Source organism: Lentzea sp. NPDC004782 (assembly GCF_040609115.1).
Taxonomy (GTDB): Bacteria; Actinomycetota; Actinomycetes; order Mycobacteriales; family Pseudonocardiaceae; genus Lentzea.
In genome coordinates, this window is the sequence record NZ_JBEXJN010000013.1 from 163730 (window position 1) to 178055 (window position 14326).

Consider the following 14326-nt stretch of genomic DNA (forward strand, 5'->3'; position numbering starts at 1 on the left):
GTCTTGCGTGGCCTGCGAACACCCGCGCGACCCCCTAGGTTGGGCGCGGTGCGTCTAGTCATCGCCGGTCTGCTCGTCGCCGCGGCCGTCATCGCCGGGCTCGTCATCAACGCCCACGACCCGAACCTCATCTACGCCGCCGCAGCTCCGCTTTTCGGCAACTGGCAGCCGCACGTCGGCCCCGGCACGCCCGCGGCCGTCCTGATCGCGTTCCTCGTGATCGCCAAGGGACCCGAGCTGGCGCGGCACCGGTGGGCACTGCCGATCGCCTACGCGACCGCGACCGCGTTCACCCTCTCGCTGGCGATGATCGACGGCTGGCAGCGGTTCGTCACCCGGCTCACCACCGAGGACGAGTACCTGCACGAGGTTCCCGGCGTCACGGACATCCCGGCGATGCTGAAGGGGTTCGCCGCGCGCATCCCGGACTTCCAGCCGGACTCCTGGACCACGCACGTCTCCGGGCACCCGCCGGGTGCGCTGCTCACGTTCGTCGCGCTGGACCGCGTCGGGCTCGGGGGAGGAGCGGCCGCGTCGATCTTCTGCGTGCTCGTCGGTTCGCTCGCCGTCGTCGCGATTCCCAAGGCCCTCAACGGCAACGCCGTGCTGCCGTTCCTCGTGCTGTTCCCCGGCGCGGTGTGGGTGGGGGCGTCGGCGGACGGCATGTTCCTCGGCGTCGCGGCCGTCGGGATCTACCTGCTCACCAGGTGGCCGCTGCTGGGCGGCGTCGTGCTGGGCTGGTGCGTGTTCCTGTCGTACGGCCTGGTGCTGCTCGCCCCGCTCGCGATCGTCGCGGCGGGCAGGAGGATCGGCTGGGCGGTCGCGGGCGCGCTCGCCGTCGTCACCGCGTTCGCACTGGCCGGTTTCTGGTGGCTCGACGGCTACGAGCTCGTCAAGGTCCGCTACTACCAGGGCATCGGCGCGACCAGGCCGTACTGGTACTGGGTGTGGGCGAACCTGGCGGCACTCGCGCTGGTCGTCGGCCCGGCCGGGATCAAGGGCCTGCGAAGGGACAAGTGGACCGTCGCGGCCGGCATCGCGATCCTCACCGCGGACCTGTCGGGCCTGAGCAAGGCGGAGACCGAGCGGATCTGGCTGCCGTTCGCGATCTGGCTCCTCGCCGGCACGGCGAAACTGGACCACCAGAGGAGGTGGCTCACCGCCCAGGCCGTCACGGCCCTGGCGGTGAACCACCTCGTGCTAACGAACTGGTGACCGCTGCGCCGAGAAGGCGAACTCCCGCACACCCTCGGTGAACCCGACCTGGGCCTCGAAACCCAGCACGTCCAACGCCTTCGCGGGGGACGCGACCACGTGCCGCACGTCGCCCGGCCGCGCACCGCCCACGATCGACGGCGTCGGCCCGTCGCACGCCTCGGCCAGCGCGAACGCCAGCTCACCGATCGTGTGCGGCGTGCCGGAGCAGACGTTCACCGCCTCGAAACCGGGCCGCGGCGACGACAACGCCAGGAAGTTGGCCCGCGCCACGTCGGTGACGTGCACGAAGTCCCGCCGCTGCCGCCCGTCCTCCATCACCCGCGGCGCGTCACCGTTCTGCAGGGCCGACCGGAAGATCGACGCCACCCCGGCGTACGGGGTGTCGCGCGGCATCCGCGGGCCGTAGACGTTGTGGTACCGCAACGCCCACACGCTGCCGCCGGTCTGCCGGGCCCACGCGGCGGCCAGGTGCTCCTGCGCCAGTTTCGTGGCCGCGTAGGTGCTGCGCGGGTCCAGCGGCGCGTCCTCCGGCACCAGTTCGGGCACCAGGAAGTCACCGCAGAAGCACCGCGGCTCGTACAGGCCCTGCGCCAGATCGGCGGCGGACCGTTCAGCCCGCACGACGCCGTGCGACAGGCACCGGTACCGCCCCTCGCCGTAGACGACCATCGACGACGCCAGCACCAGCCGCGACACCCCGGCCCGGTGCATCTCGGCCAGCAGCACCGCCGTGCCGAGGTCGTTGTGCCGGGCGTACGACGGCGCGTCGAACGGATCGACGCCGTGCCCGACCATCGCGGCCTGGTGACACACGGCGTCCACAGTGGACAGAAGTGGTCGCAGGACCTCCGCGGACGTGACGTCGCCGACCACCAGTTCGTGGTCCAGCGACGGAACAGAGCCGTGCGCCTCGGGCAGCAACGCGTCGAGCAGCACGCACTCGTGCCCCTGGACGGCCAGCTCGTCCGCGACGTGCGACCCGATGAACCCGGCCCCGCCGGTGATCAGTACTCGCATGGCACGACCGTAGGGCCGCAAACGACCCGCGGCGCTCCCCGAGCCGATGACGTCAGAACTCCGTAAGCTCCACGACGAACCGCGAGCCCCGCGGCGCGCGGTCCTCCACCCACACCCGCCCGCCCAGCCGGTGCACGTGCTCGCGGACCAGCGCGAGCCCCAGCCCGCTGCCCGTGTCGTCACCCCTGCTGCCCGCCATCGCCCCGCGCGCGAACCGTTCGAAGATCTGCTCCCGCAGCTCCGGCGGCACCCCCGGCCCGGCGTCCTCCACCTCCAGCCGCACCGTCGAGCCCCGCCTGCGCACCGACACCAGCACCGCCCCGCCCGCGTGCCGCTCGGCGTTGTCCAGCAGGTTCGTCAGCACCCGGTCCAGCCGCCGCCGGTCACCCCGCACCACCGCCGGTTCGAGCTCCATCGGCACCTCGGTGCGGGTCGCGATCACGTTGCGCACCAACGCGTCCAGCGCGATCTCCTCCGGTGGCGGGTCGTCGGTCTGGTCGGCGCGGGAGATCTCCAGCAGGTCCACGACCATCCGCGCGAACCGGTCGACCTCGGAGGTGAGCAGCTCCAGCGCGGTCCCGGCGGTGCCCGGCAGGTGCTCGCGGCGGCGACGCAGCACCGCACCCGCGTTGACCATCGTCGTCAACGGCGACCGCAGCTCGTGCGACACGTCCGAGGCGAACCGGGCGTCCCGCAACGCCCGTTGCTCCAACGCGTGCGCCGTCGAGTTGAACTTCGCCGCCAGCGCGGCCAGGTCCGGGTCGTCCTGGTCGGGCAGCCGGGCGCCGAGGTCACCGCCGGCGATCCTCCCCGCGGCGGAGCTCAGTTCCGCCAGCGGTTTCAACGCCCGCTTCGACGCCCACGAACCCAGCGCGGCGCCGAGCAGCGCCGACCCGATCGTGCCGGCGATCAGCACCGCGCCGAGGAACCCGAACGTCCGGTCCAGCTGCTGCAACGGGAACAGCTCCACGTACACGGCGTTGCCCGCCACCGGAAGCGTCACGGCGATGACGGACAGCCCCTCCACGGTGATCCGCTGCTGGCCGGGTGGGTGTGTCACGAGCTCCGCCGGCAGCTCGGACGGCTCGACCTCGCGGCCCGCCGACACCAGCCCCGTCGGGGTGAGCACCAGGATCGACGAGTCGGGGCCGGTGGTGAGCCCGGTCAGCAGCTCGTCCAGTCCCGGTGAGGACAGCGACTTCTCCACCAGCCGCACGTTCACCTCGGCCTGCCGCGTCGCGCTCGCCTCCCGTTGCCGCAGCATGTACCCCGAGGCGAGGTTCCAGGTCGCGAACGCCAGCACGCTCGTCACGGCCAGCAGGCCGAAGCCGAACGACAGCGTCACCCGGCAGCGCAGCGTGAGTCTCACGAGCGGATCCGATACCCGGTGCCGCGCACCGTCAGCAGCAACGCCGGCTCGTCGGGGTTGGCCTCTATCTTGCGGCGCAGTCTCCTTATGTGCACGTCGAGCAGGCGGGTGTCGCCGAAGTAGTCGTAGCCCCAAACCTTTTGCAGCAACTGTTCCCTGGTGACGATTCGGCCGCCCGCACCAGCGAGTTCGAGCAGCAGCCGGAATTCTGTTCTGGTGAGGTGAACGCGTTCGCCCGCTCGGTGCACGAGTCCTTCCTGCGGACGGATTTCCAGATCGCCGATCCGAACGGTTTCCCGGCCGGGTCCGCGGCGCCGCAACAACGCGCGGATCCGCGCCGCGAGAACACTCGCCATCAACGGTTTCGTGACGTAGTCGTCCGCGCCCGCCTCCAGCCCGGCGATCACGTCACGGGCGTCGGTGCGGGCGGTCACGACGATTATCGGCAGGTCACCGCGGGATCTGAGGGTCCGCACGACCTCCAGGCCGTCCATGCCGGGCAGCGTGAGGTCGAGCAGCATCACGTCGAACGACTCGGTCTCCAAACGCCGTAACGCCTCTTCCCCCGAACCGGCCTCGTCAACGGTGAAATCCTCGTCGGACAAGGCGAGGCTCAACGCCTGCCGGATTCGCTCGTCGTCTTCGACCATCAGGACCTGTACGCACACGACGACTCCACTGTGACGAGAGCCGCGGCGACGGCGTCTCATCACAGTGGAGCGAAAGTCGATCAAAAGCAAGAACGCTTCGGTTCAGAATGCTGTCAGCGTGACTTTTGCCGAACTCGGGTTCGGTTCGTGAACAAGCGACTCGAACGCGCCGACGTCGTCGAACGCGAACCCGTACGCCTTGCCGTCCACCATGTTGGCGTGCACGATCCGCGAGTAGTGGTTGGTGATCGACCGCGTGTAGAACTGGCTCGCGTCGTACGTCGGCTGGGTGTGGAGGAACCCGAGCGTCGAGCGGTTCAGCGCGGCGCACAGCGACCGGGAGATCGCACCGACGTCGTTGTTCGGCGCGGCGAGCCGGCCGTCGCAGTTGAAGACGTCCCGCGTCGACGGCTGCTCGAACGACGCGACCTGCTGGCCCGCCGTGTCGGTGAACCGCAGCACGCCACCGCTGGTGCGGCCGGTGAACTTGCGGTTCGGCTCGTTCTGGTACGGCACCACGGTGAGCGGCGTGTCCTGGTAGGTCGCCCACGTGTTGCTGACGTAGCTGGAGAAGTACGAGCTGGAGAACACGCCCGCGTCGAGGCCCTTGCTGGGGTTCAGGACGCGCAGGCGGGTGCCGTCACTGCGCGTGTAGATCAACCGCGCCCAGTCGCCGCCGAGCTGCTGGTGCTGGTCGAAGACGCGGTTGCGTCCTCCCGCGACCAGCTGGCCGGTCTTCCTGGTGGTGCCGGCCTGGGACGTCGCCTCGACCGCGTGCGGGACGGCGAACATGTCGACCTGCGAGCTGTTCAACCACAACCCACCGCCGTTGTAGGTGAACTCGCTCCAGTCGAAGAGGATGTCGCGGTTCGGGTCACCGGCGGCCCACGGCGCCGGCTGCACCAGGCCGCCCGGCACGAGACCGAACCTCAACTTGTCCCGGAAGGACATGTAGAGCCGGCCGCCCGCGAGGTTGATCGGGATCTGCAGGGTCCGGCTGCCGCCGTTGGCCGGGCCGGGGATCGAGACGTCCGGCGCGGGCACGGGCGGGACCGCGCCGCCGGACCAGGCGGTGAACTGACCGTTCGCGTTGACGTACCCGAGCCGGCCGTTCATCTCACCCGTGACGTACAGGAACACGGCGTCGCCGCGGCCGGAGTTGTTCGTGACGGTGAGCGGGAGCAGGTTCGGCGGAGCCGCGTGCACTGGTGCGGACATCGTTGTCAGCCCAAGTAGGGCCGATGTCGCGAGCAGCAGGAGCTTGCGCATCGGACTATCTCCTCACTGAGACAGGGGCGTGAGAGCGCTCCCATGGTCAGCGTGATCGTGTTGATATGTCAAGAATGGTTCCCATGCGCGCGTTGACGGTGGATCTTGCACGACCCGGCTCTTTGTCGTTGACCGAACTGCCCGATCCGGAGCCCGGACCGGGCGAGCTGCTGGTCGAGGGCCTGGCGGTCGGCATCTGCGGGACGGACCGCGAGATCGTGCGCGGAGAGTTCGGCACGGGCGGAAAGCTCGTGATCGGGCACGAGTCGCTGGGACGGGTGATCAGCGGGCCGGGCTTCGAGCCGGGGGCGCTGGTGGCCGGGGTGGTGCGGCGGCCGGATCCGGTGCCGTGCGTGGCATGTGCGCGCGGGGAGTTCGACATGTGCCGGAACGGGCAGTACACCGAACGCGGCATCACCGCCCTCGACGGCTACGGCTCGACGTTGTGGACAGTCCCGTCCGAATACGCCGTGGGTGTCAGTTCCTCGACAGGTGTGCTCGTGGAGCCGGCCTCGGTGGTGGTCAAGGCGTGGGAGCGGCTGGACCGGCTGGCGCTGGTCCCGTTCGAGAGCGTGCTCGTGACGGGGGCGGGGCCGATCGGGCTGCTGGCGGCGTTGATCGGGGTGCAACGCGGGCTCGACGTCCACGTGTTCGATCTCGCGGCGGACGGCCCGAAGCCCGCGCTGGTCGAGTCGCTGGGCGCGACCTACCACCGCACGCTGCCCGATCACCCGGTCGTGATCGAGGCAACTGGCGCGCCCGGTCTCGTCGCCCGGCTGCTCGGGCGCGACCTGGTGTGCCTGACCGGGGTGCCGTCCACCGAGGTGGTTCCGGTCGACCTCGGCCGGGCGAACCGGGATCTGGTGCTGCGCAACGGGATCGTGTTCGGGACGGTCAACGCCAACGTGCGGCACTACCGGGAGGCCGCGGCGGTGCTCGACCGCGCGGACGACGCCTGGCTGTCCGGGATGATCACCCGGCGGGTGCCGCTGGAGTCCTATGTGGAGGCGTTCGAGCAGCGGCCGGGCGACGTGAAAGTGGTGCTGGACCTGTGAGCCTCCACTGGTGCGCGGCGCGGTCGCTGTCGATGAAGGGCTCCTTCATCGACCCCAGGTGGAGGAAGGCGCCCTTCATCGACGGCCGGCGCGCCTGGCCTAGTGCCGGCGCGGCTCCCGGCCGAATGGCGACCTCGGTCGTTCGAGCTCGGGAGCCGCCGGGATCGGCACGGTCACGGGCTCGTCGGCGGTGATCGTGATCGGCTCGCCGTGGTGCTTCGTCCTCAGCTCGGTGCCGTCCACGATCCGGTAGGTGGCCTCGGTGTCGCTCACGTCGACGGAGATCCTCGTGCCGCGGAAGCACATCCGGAACGAGAACCGCGTGAGCGACTCCGGCAGTCGCGGCGCGAAGGTCAGTTCGCCGCCGTGGTCGCGCATGCCGCCGAACCCGGCGACCAGCGCCATCCACGCACCCGCCAGCGAGGCCATGTGCAGGCCGTTGTTGACGTTGTCGTGCAGGTCGTGGAGATCGGTGTAGGCGGCCTCGACGAGGTAGTCGAACGCGAGGCCCAGGTGGCCGACCTCCGCCGCCAGCACGGCCTGCGTGCCCGCCGACAACGACGAGTCGCGCACGGTCCGTGCCTCGTAGTAGGCGAAGTTGCGGGCCTTCTGGTCCTTCGTGAACGCGTCACCGCGCACGTGCATGGCGAGCACGAGGTCCGCCTGCTTCACGACCTGCCGCCGGTACAGGTCGAAGTACGGGAAGTGCAGCAGCAGCGGGTACTTGTCCGGCGGGGTGCTCTCGAAGTCCCACTCCGCGTGCTTGGTGAAGTTGTCCGCCTGCGGGTGCACCTGCAGCATCTCGTCGTACGGGATCGCCATCGCGTCGGCGGCCCGGCGCCACGCGGCGATCTCCTCATCGGTGGCATGACCAGGATTGCGGTCCGCGGCGTCGGCGGCGGCGCGCAGGTTCTGCTGGGCGATCAGGTTGGTGTAGACGTTGTTGTCGACGATCGCCGAGTACTCGTCCGGGCCGGTCACGCCGTCGATGCGGAACCCGTCGTGCTGGTCGTGGTGGCCGAGCGACATCCACAGCCGTGCGGTCTCCACGAGGATCTCGGTGGCCTGGTCGCGGTCGAAGCACTCGTCGCCGGTGGCGTCGAGGTACTGCTGGGTGGCGTACGCGACGTCGCCGGAGACGTGGAACGCCGCCGTGCCCGCCGGCCAGTACGCGCTGCACTCGGCGCCGTTGATCGACCGCCACGGGAACGCGGCTCCCTTGAGCCCCAGCACCTTCGCCCGGTCGCGGGCCTTGTCCAAAGTGGAGTGACGCCACCGCAGCGCGTCGCGGGCGGCGTCGGGCAGCGTGTAGGTGAGGACCGGGAGCACGAAGATCTCGGTGTCCCAGAACGCGTGCCCGTCGTAGCCCGGTCCGGTGAGACCCTTGCCGGGGATGGCACGGGTTTCGCCGCGGGCACCGGCCTGCAGGATGTGGAACAACGCGAACCTGATCGCCTGCTGGAGCTCGTCGTCGCCCTCGATCTCGATGTCGGCGACCTGCCAGAAGTCGTCCAGGAACTCCTTTTGCTCCTGGAGCAGACCTTCCCAGCCGGTCTGGCACGCACCGGAGAGCGCGGCCTCGACCTGGGCGCGCAACGCCGGTGTGGAGCGCTTGCCGGACCAGCCGTAGCCGAGGTACTTGGTGAGCTTGAGACAGCTGCCCGCCTGCACGTCGACGGCGGCGGTGAACCTCGCCAGGTCGGCCTCGGCGCGGATCTCCGTGCGGATGTCGAGACCGCCGTCCACGTCGACCTCGTGGTCCATCGCGGCGGCCATCCGCAGACCGGACACCTTGGTGTGGTGGCACAGCACGGCCCGCGACTTCTCGGCCATCGTGAAGTCGTTGACCAGCGGGGCGTCCAGGGCGGCGGCGACGCGGGGATCGTTGGTGCGGTGGATGGTCGGCTCGTTGGCGAGCAGGTCGGACTGGACGACGAGCTGCACGTCGTCCATCGGCTCGACCTCGTAGCGGATCGCGGCGACCGCGCGTTGGGTGAACGACACGAGCCGTTCGCTGCGCACGATCACGCGGCGGCCGGTCGGGGACTCCCAGACCGTGCGGCGGCGCAGCGTGCCGGAGCGGAAGTCGAGGACGCGCTCGTGCTCGATCGCGTTGCCGTAGCGCATGTCCAGCGGCTCGTCCTCGACCAGCAACCGGATGATCTTGCCGTCGGTCACGTTGACGACGGTCTGGCCGGCCTCGGGGTAGCCGTAGCCCGCTTCCCCGTACGGCAGCTGGTGTTCCTCGTAGTAGCCGTTGAGGTACGTGCCGGGCAGGCCGCGTGGTTCGCCTTCGTCCAGCGTGCCGCGCAGGCCGATGTGGCCGTTGGCCAGCGCGAACGTCGACTCGGTCCGGTGCAGCTGGTCCACGGCGAGGCCCTGCCAGCGCAGCGCCCACGGTTCGATCGTGTAGCTCATGACAGCAGCTCGTCCAGCTCGTCGACGACCACGTCGGCGCCGTTGGTCTTGAGCGCGTCCGCCTGGTGGCCGCGGTCCACCCCGACGACGAACCCGAAACCGCCGTCGTGGCCTGCTTTCACGCCCGCGAGCGCGTCCTCGAACACGGCGGCCTGCTCCGGTGGCGTCTTGAGCCTTCTGGCACCTTCGAGGAACGAGTCGGGGGCGGGTTTGCCCTTCAGGTTCGACGCGGTGATGACGTTGCCGTCCACCAGCGCGTCCACGTAGTCCAGCAGGTTGCCCGCGCGCAGCACGCGCATCGCGTTGGCCGACGACGTGACCACCCCGATGGGAACGCCGGCCTGGCGCACCGCCTGCAGGTAGCGCACGGAACCCGGGTAGGGCGTGATGCCCTCCTCGTCGATGATCTGGTTGACCAGGTCGTTCTTCCGGTCGCCGATGCGGCGGATCTCGTCCTCCGGCGGCGTGAGACCGCGCGAGGCCAGGAAGCTGCGGACACCGTCGTAGCGCGGCTTGCCGTCCACGTGAGCCAGGTAGTCCTGCTCGCTGAACGGCTGGCCCATGTCCTCGAACGTCTGCTTCCACGCCCTGCGGTGCAGGACCGCCGTGCTCGTGAGCACGCCGTCGAGGTCGAACAGCAACGCCGTGATCTTCTCCGGGATGCCGAGGCTCATGCTTCGATCATGCACCCGTCTCGTCGTCCTCGCCGCGCTCTTCTGCGAGACGTTCGTCGAGCGGCCTCGGGTGGGCCTGCTCGTACTCGGTCATCCCGTACTTGTTCGACTCGGCCCAGCCCTCCGGCGGGTCCATGCCCTCCTCCAGCGGGTCCTTCTTGAGGTTGTCCTCGTCGAGTCCTTCGTAGTCCAGGTCTTCGGGGACGTATGCGCCGCGTTCTTCACTCATGCGGTGGCAATACCCAGTTCGGCGCTATCCGATGCTTTGCCCGACCAACGCGCCGATCCCGTAGGTGACGCCCATCGCGATCAGTCCACCCACGACGTTGCGGATGATCGCGCGCTGCCTCGGCGCACCGCTCAGCCTGGCGCTGACGAAACCGGTCAGCGCGAGGGTGAGGACGGCCGCGACGACCGTGACCGGGACGCGCAGGGTGGCGCTGCTGAGGATGATCGCCGCCAGCGGGAGCAGCGCGCCGATCGTGAACGAGATGAAGCTCGCGATGGCGGCACCCCACGGGTTGGTCAGCTCGTCCGGGTCGATGTGCAGCTCGGCCTCGGCGTGGGCGGCCAGGGCGTCGTGCGCGGTGAGCTGCTTCGCGACCTCCTTCGCGGTCGCCTCGTCCAGCCCCTTCTGCTCGTAGATCTTCTGGAGCTCTTCGAGTTCCTCCTCCGGCATCTCCCTGAGCTCCTGGCGTTCCTTGGCGAGCACGGCGCGTTCGGCGTCGCGCTGACTGCTCACCGAGACGTACTCGCCGCTGGCCATGGACAGCGCGCCGGCGAACAGGCCGGCGAGGCCCGCGACGAGGATCTGCGCCTTGTCCGTGGTGGCGCCCGCGACGCCCACGACGAGGCTCGCGGTGGACACGATGCCGTCGTTGGCGCCGAGGACTCCCGCGCGCAGCCAGTTCATCTTGTTGCCGGTGACGTCGTCGTGGGGCTCGTAGTGGGTCATTTCCGGAGGCTAACCTGGAGATCATGCTCTCGTGGCAGACCACGCCGCTGCGCCTTGCCGATGTGCCGGTGCCGTCGCCCGCACCGGGTGAGCTGCTGGTCCGGGTGCTCGCCTGCGGCGTGTGCCGGACCGATCTGCACGTGGTGGACGGCGATCTTCCCGTGCACCGGTTGTCGGTCGTGCCCGGACATCAGGTCGTGGGCGAGGTCGTGGTCGCGGCGGGGGATTTCCGCGTTGGTGAGCGGGTCGGAATCGCCTGGTTGCGGCACACGTGCGGGGCTTGCCGGTTCTGTTTGCGCGGCTCCGAGAACCTTTGCCCGTCGTCGTTGTACACCGGGTGGGACGCTGACGGCGGTTATGCGTCTTATGCGGTCGTTCCGGCTCCTTATGCATTACGGCTGCCTTCCGGGTACTCGTCCGAGGATCTGGCGCCCTTGTTGTGTGCCGGGATCATCGGATACCGGGCGTTGCAGCGGGCCGAGGTTCCTGACGGTGGGCGGTTGGGGATCTACGGGTTCGGCGGGTCCGCGCATCTGGCGTCGCAGGTCGCCGTCGCTCGCGGGTACGAGGTGCACGTGGTGACCCGGTCCGCTTCGGCGCGGGCGTTGGCGTTGTCGCTGGGTGCGTCGTCGGCGTCAGCCGAGGCGCCTCCTGTGCCGTTGGACTCGGCTGTGCTGTTCGCGCCGGTGGGGACGTTGGTGCCTGCTTGTCTGGAGGCGCTGGACCGGGGCGGGACGCTGGCGATCGCCGGGATCCACCTGTCCGATGTGCCGGTCCTGAACTACCAGCGGCACCTGTTCCAGGAGCGGCAGGTCCGGTCGGTCACCGCGAACACCCGTGCCGACGCCGCCGAGTTCCTGTCGTTCTGCGCTTCGCACCGGTTGTCGGTGGCCGTGCAGCCGTATCCGCTCCGGTCGGCGAACCTGGCCCTGTCGGACCTCCGTGCGGGCCGCGTGACGGGTGCAGCGGTGCTTGTGGCGTGATGTTTTGCCTGTTCAGAGGCCAGGTGCTCGGTTTTTGTCAGACCTCCGTGGCACCATGTCGAACAGATGTTCGTCTGTGGTGCAGGAGGTAGGTTCCGATGCAGATCGATCCCCGTCGCTGGCCGGGCCGCGTGGTGCCTTCCACCGACGCCGACGTGGACATCGCCGTCGAGTCGCTGTGCACGCGCGCCTCGTGGCCCGACGCCGACCGCCGGTGGGTGCGCCGCACGCTGGAGCCGTGGTTCAAGGCCGGGTGGAGCATCGACGCCGTGCTGGTCGCGATCGACAAACGCCCTGACGGCACCCGCCAGGGCCGCCCGCGCTCGCGCGCGCAGGTGGCGCACGAGTTCCTGCGCGCCCGGATGATGGTGTGGACCGACGACGGCGCGCGCCTCGCCCGCCCGCCTTTAACCGGCATGTCGCTGGGCGAGTGGTTCCGCGTGAACCGCCGCAACGCCCTGGTGAACTCGCGGCGTTCTCGGGCCGCTCTCACCTCTGAGGGCGAGCGCGCACGGGCGGAGTCACGCGCCCTGGCCCACCGCCGCGACCCGGTGGAACGCAGCCGCGAGAAGGGCCGCCGCCGCGTGGAGGCGCTCGACAGCCTGCTGCTGCCGGGCCAGCAGCCCCCGTCGTTCGCCGACTCGTGGCGCCTGGTGGCCGACCTGATCCCGGTCCAGCGCGTCTGCTCGGCGTGCGGCCACGTCCGCAGCGAGACGCCCCGCCCGGCCCACCGCGTCGCCTAGATACTTCGCCGAAAGGGGGTTGAAGTTCTGCCGGGCAGGGAACACCGGACGAGTTTCTTGTTTCCTGCCTGAAGGGGCCGACATGCTCGAAGTGACGCCGATGGCTGCCGAGGTCATCAACGAGCTGACGTCACAGTCAGCCGCCACCGACGACGGCGTCGGCCTGCGCTTCGCCCTGGCCACCGACAACAACAGTCAAGCCGCCCTCGAACTGTCCCTGAGCGAGCCCGTCGACGGCGACGAGGTGGTGGCGGCGCCCGCGGGGGCCAAGGTCATCATGGAGCCGGCGGCAGCCCAGTACCTGGACGACAAGGTCCTCGACGTGCGCGAGGACTCGGAGGGCAACCCGGCTTTCGCCATCGCCCGCCAGGACCCGACGGGCTGACCGCTCGCGCCGTGGTGCGGTGAGGCGTCCTGCTGAGCGTGGTGGTTGCGTTTCAGGGCCGATGACGGGACGGGTCATTTCATCGCCGCTTCGCGACGATTGCGATTGGGGCTTGACTTCGGGGCCCTTGCGAGGCGCTGGTCGGCCTTGAAAAGCCGGGCTGAGAAGAGCCCGGCCGATCCGAGCACGGTAGCACCTCGCACCCAAAGTCAAGCCCCAATCGCGAGCGTGCGTGGTTGCGCTGGCCGGGAACGTCACGTCATACCGCTTACCGGGGTCGGCATCAGGCCTTTACGGGCTCGGCTTCGTCGTCGCTTCAGGGTTCGGGCGGGCGGTTCACACTTTTGTGTATTGATTTAGCCGTTACTGTCTCGTGATCTTGCGGTAGATTAGAACACGTGATCGAACCTGACCTTCCACTCCTTTCCACCGGCGAGGTGCTGAGCCACCTCGTCGAGGAGGTAGCGGATCTTCAGGCTCGTCAGTATGCGGTGATGCGCAAGGTTGCCGAGTTGAATCGGCGTGGCGCCGCCAGTGAACTTGGCTATAAGGATTTGCCGCAGCTGTTGCAGCACGCGCTCCGCTGGAGCCGGAATACCGCCAAGCAGTGGGTGGCCAATGCCGGGCTACTGGGGCCGGGGATTACGCTGACCGGTAGCGAGATCGCGCCTGCTCTTCCGGTGACCGCGTCGGCGGCGGCCGAGGGTGTGCTGTCGGTGGAGCATGTCGCGGTGGTGGCCGAGGTGATGAAGGATCTGCCCGCCGAGTACGAGCAGACCGTGGTCGATCTCGCCCGCGAGCATGATCCGGTCGCGGTGCGGACGCTGGGCCGCAAGCTGACCTACGCACTCTTGCAGAACGACCCGGAACCACGCGACCGCGAACCCGCGCGGCAGGTCAACCAGCATGTGATGCGCTGGAAGGGCGATTGCCTGGAGATTCGGGCGAGGCTGGACAAGGTCACCGGCGCCAAGTACGAGGCGCTGCTCGACCCGCTGGCCAAGCCCCGTCCCACCACGGCCGAGGAAGGCCCGGACCCGCGCTCGCGTGCCGAGCGTGAGGGCGATGCGCTGGCCGAGCTGGTGGACCTCATGCTGCGTGCGGACCAGTTGCCCGAGCATGGTGGTGAGCCGGTGACGCTGACGGTGACGGTGCGCTACGAGGACCTGGCCGGGCAGCTCGGCGAGGGCATGCTGGACAACGGCGAGCGTGTTCCGGTCGAGCAGGTCCGCAAGCTCGCCTGCGATGCGGGGATCATTCCGCTGGTGCTGGGTGAGCGGTCGCAGCCGATGGACATCGGCCGCAAGACCCGCAGCTTCCCCGCCGGAATCCGCAGAGTCCTCGTCGCCCGCGACAAGGGCTGCGCCTTCCCCGGCGTGCGCCACGAGGCGCTATCAACCAATTCGGAGGTGAAAGACCGCCGACGCTGTTATGTCGCATCATGATGGTGATAGCTGAGGGCAGTGGACCCGGGAGACGCCGGGAAAGCGGGAGCAGCCCTGACAAAGCCAGGACGGTTCAGCACTGTCGAATGGGTTGGGTCTGGCAAGCGAACCGGAAAGGTATACGCGAGAAACCACTGTCGTAACA

At 69.4% G+C, this 14326-nt stretch carries 14 protein-coding genes; 6 read left to right on the top strand and 8 right to left on the bottom strand.

The window, feature by feature from the left end; translation table 11 throughout:
* Positions 1-48: 48 nt before the first annotated feature.
* Positions 49-1215 (top strand): hypothetical protein, encoded by a 1167-nt coding sequence (locus ABZV40_RS15095; RefSeq protein WP_355440589.1) that lies wholly within the window; start codon positions 49-51, stop codon positions 1213-1215.
* Here the strand turns inward: ABZV40_RS15095 and ABZV40_RS15100 are convergent.
* The 4 genes from ABZV40_RS15100 to ABZV40_RS15115 form a co-directional block, all read right to left on the bottom strand.
* Positions 1201-2235, bottom strand: a complete 1035-nt coding sequence (locus ABZV40_RS15100; RefSeq protein ID WP_355440592.1) for an NAD-dependent epimerase/dehydratase family protein — start codon at positions 2233-2235, stop codon at positions 1201-1203. The genes ABZV40_RS15095 and ABZV40_RS15100 overlap by 15 nt on opposite strands.
* A 52-nt stretch (positions 2236-2287) precedes the next feature.
* Positions 2288-3604 carry a HAMP domain-containing sensor histidine kinase gene (locus ABZV40_RS15105; protein WP_355440595.1) on the bottom strand — a complete coding sequence of 439 codons (1317 nt, stop codon included), beginning with the start codon at positions 3602-3604 and terminating at the stop codon, positions 2288-2290.
* The gene (locus ABZV40_RS15110; RefSeq protein ID WP_355440598.1) at positions 3601-4272 is read right to left on the bottom strand and encodes a response regulator transcription factor; all 672 of its coding nucleotides are present in this window, start codon (positions 4270-4272) and stop codon (positions 3601-3603) included. The genes ABZV40_RS15105 and ABZV40_RS15110 overlap by 4 nt, the downstream gene beginning before the upstream one ends.
* Before the next feature lie 84 nt (positions 4273-4356).
* Complete coding sequence (locus tag ABZV40_RS15115) at positions 4357-5523, bottom strand: beta-1,3-glucanase family protein (protein WP_355440601.1); 1167 nt, start codon at positions 5521-5523, stop codon at positions 4357-4359.
* An 83-nt stretch (positions 5524-5606) separates the two neighbouring features.
* On the opposite strand from ABZV40_RS15115, the gene ABZV40_RS15120 reads away from it, so the two are divergent.
* Positions 5607-6578, top strand: coding sequence for an alcohol dehydrogenase catalytic domain-containing protein (locus ABZV40_RS15120; RefSeq protein WP_355440604.1), 972 nt, complete (start codon positions 5607-5609; stop codon positions 6576-6578).
* A 99-nt stretch (positions 6579-6677) separates the two neighbouring features.
* Here ABZV40_RS15120 and ABZV40_RS15125 read toward each other — a convergent pair whose 3' ends face one another.
* From ABZV40_RS15125 to ABZV40_RS15140, 4 genes are read right to left on the bottom strand one after another with little or no spacing between them, the layout of a single operon-like run.
* The gene (locus tag ABZV40_RS15125) at positions 6678-8996 is read right to left on the bottom strand and encodes a glycosyl hydrolase family 65 protein (RefSeq protein ID WP_355440607.1); all 2319 of its coding nucleotides are present in this window, start codon (positions 8994-8996) and stop codon (positions 6678-6680) included.
* The gene (locus ABZV40_RS15130; RefSeq protein WP_355440609.1) at positions 8993-9670 is read right to left on the bottom strand and encodes a beta-phosphoglucomutase family hydrolase; all 678 of its coding nucleotides are present in this window, start codon (positions 9668-9670) and stop codon (positions 8993-8995) included. The genes ABZV40_RS15125 and ABZV40_RS15130 overlap by 4 nt, the downstream gene beginning before the upstream one ends.
* A gap of 7 nt (positions 9671-9677) precedes the next feature.
* Positions 9678-9899 carry a hypothetical protein gene (locus ABZV40_RS15135; RefSeq protein ID WP_355440612.1) on the bottom strand — a complete coding sequence of 74 codons (222 nt, stop codon included), beginning with the start codon at positions 9897-9899 and terminating at the stop codon, positions 9678-9680.
* Between the two features lie 24 nt (positions 9900-9923).
* Positions 9924-10625 carry a VIT family protein gene (locus ABZV40_RS15140; RefSeq protein ID WP_355440615.1) on the bottom strand — a complete coding sequence of 234 codons (702 nt, stop codon included), beginning with the start codon at positions 10623-10625 and terminating at the stop codon, positions 9924-9926.
* Between the two features lie 23 nt (positions 10626-10648).
* On the opposite strand from ABZV40_RS15140, the gene ABZV40_RS15145 reads away from it, so the two are divergent.
* The 4 genes from ABZV40_RS15145 (at position 10649) to ABZV40_RS15160 (ending at position 14181) form a co-directional block, all read left to right on the top strand.
* Complete coding sequence (locus tag ABZV40_RS15145) at positions 10649-11608, top strand: zinc-binding alcohol dehydrogenase family protein (protein ID WP_355440618.1); 960 nt, start codon at positions 10649-10651, stop codon at positions 11606-11608.
* Between the two features lie 98 nt (positions 11609-11706).
* Positions 11707-12351: a hypothetical protein gene (locus ABZV40_RS15150; protein WP_355440621.1), complete on the top strand. Its 645-nt coding sequence runs from the start codon at positions 11707-11709 to the stop codon at positions 12349-12351.
* A gap of 82 nt (positions 12352-12433) precedes the next feature.
* Complete coding sequence (locus ABZV40_RS15155; RefSeq protein WP_355440623.1) at positions 12434-12736, top strand: iron-sulfur cluster biosynthesis protein; 303 nt, start codon at positions 12434-12436, stop codon at positions 12734-12736.
* A 398-nt stretch (positions 12737-13134) separates the two neighbouring features.
* Complete coding sequence (locus ABZV40_RS15160) at positions 13135-14181, top strand: DUF222 domain-containing protein (protein WP_355440626.1); 1047 nt, start codon at positions 13135-13137, stop codon at positions 14179-14181.
* Positions 14182-14326 lie beyond the last annotated feature (145 nt).

What these genes read in the sequence shown, in the direction of transcription:
- ABZV40_RS15135 (WP_355440612.1), bottom strand. Translation starts at nt 9,899, where the DNA reads ATGAGTGAAGAACGCGGCGCATACGTCCCCGAAGACCTGGACTACGAA.
- ABZV40_RS15115 (WP_355440601.1), bottom strand. Translation starts at nt 5,523, where the DNA reads ATGCGCAAGCTCCTGCTGCTCGCGACATCGGCCCTACTTGGGCTGACA.
- ABZV40_RS15130 (WP_355440609.1), bottom strand. Translation starts at nt 9,670, where the DNA reads ATGAGCCTCGGCATCCCGGAGAAGATCACGGCGTTGCTGTTCGACCTC.
- ABZV40_RS15150 (WP_355440621.1), top strand. Translation starts at nt 11,707, where the DNA reads ATGCAGATCGATCCCCGTCGCTGGCCGGGCCGCGTGGTGCCTTCCACC.
- ABZV40_RS15100 (WP_355440592.1), bottom strand. Translation starts at nt 2,235, where the DNA reads ATGCGAGTACTGATCACCGGCGGGGCCGGGTTCATCGGGTCGCACGTC.
- ABZV40_RS15125 (WP_355440607.1), bottom strand. Translation starts at nt 8,996, where the DNA reads ATGAGCTACACGATCGAACCGTGGGCGCTGCGCTGGCAGGGCCTCGCC.
- ABZV40_RS15120 (WP_355440604.1), top strand. Translation starts at nt 5,607, where the DNA reads ATGCGCGCGTTGACGGTGGATCTTGCACGACCCGGCTCTTTGTCGTTG.
- ABZV40_RS15145 (WP_355440618.1), top strand. Translation starts at nt 10,649, where the DNA reads ATGCTCTCGTGGCAGACCACGCCGCTGCGCCTTGCCGATGTGCCGGTG.
- ABZV40_RS15140 (WP_355440615.1), bottom strand. Translation starts at nt 10,625, where the DNA reads ATGACCCACTACGAGCCCCACGACGACGTCACCGGCAACAAGATGAAC.
- ABZV40_RS15155 (WP_355440623.1), top strand. Translation starts at nt 12,434, where the DNA reads ATGCTCGAAGTGACGCCGATGGCTGCCGAGGTCATCAACGAGCTGACG.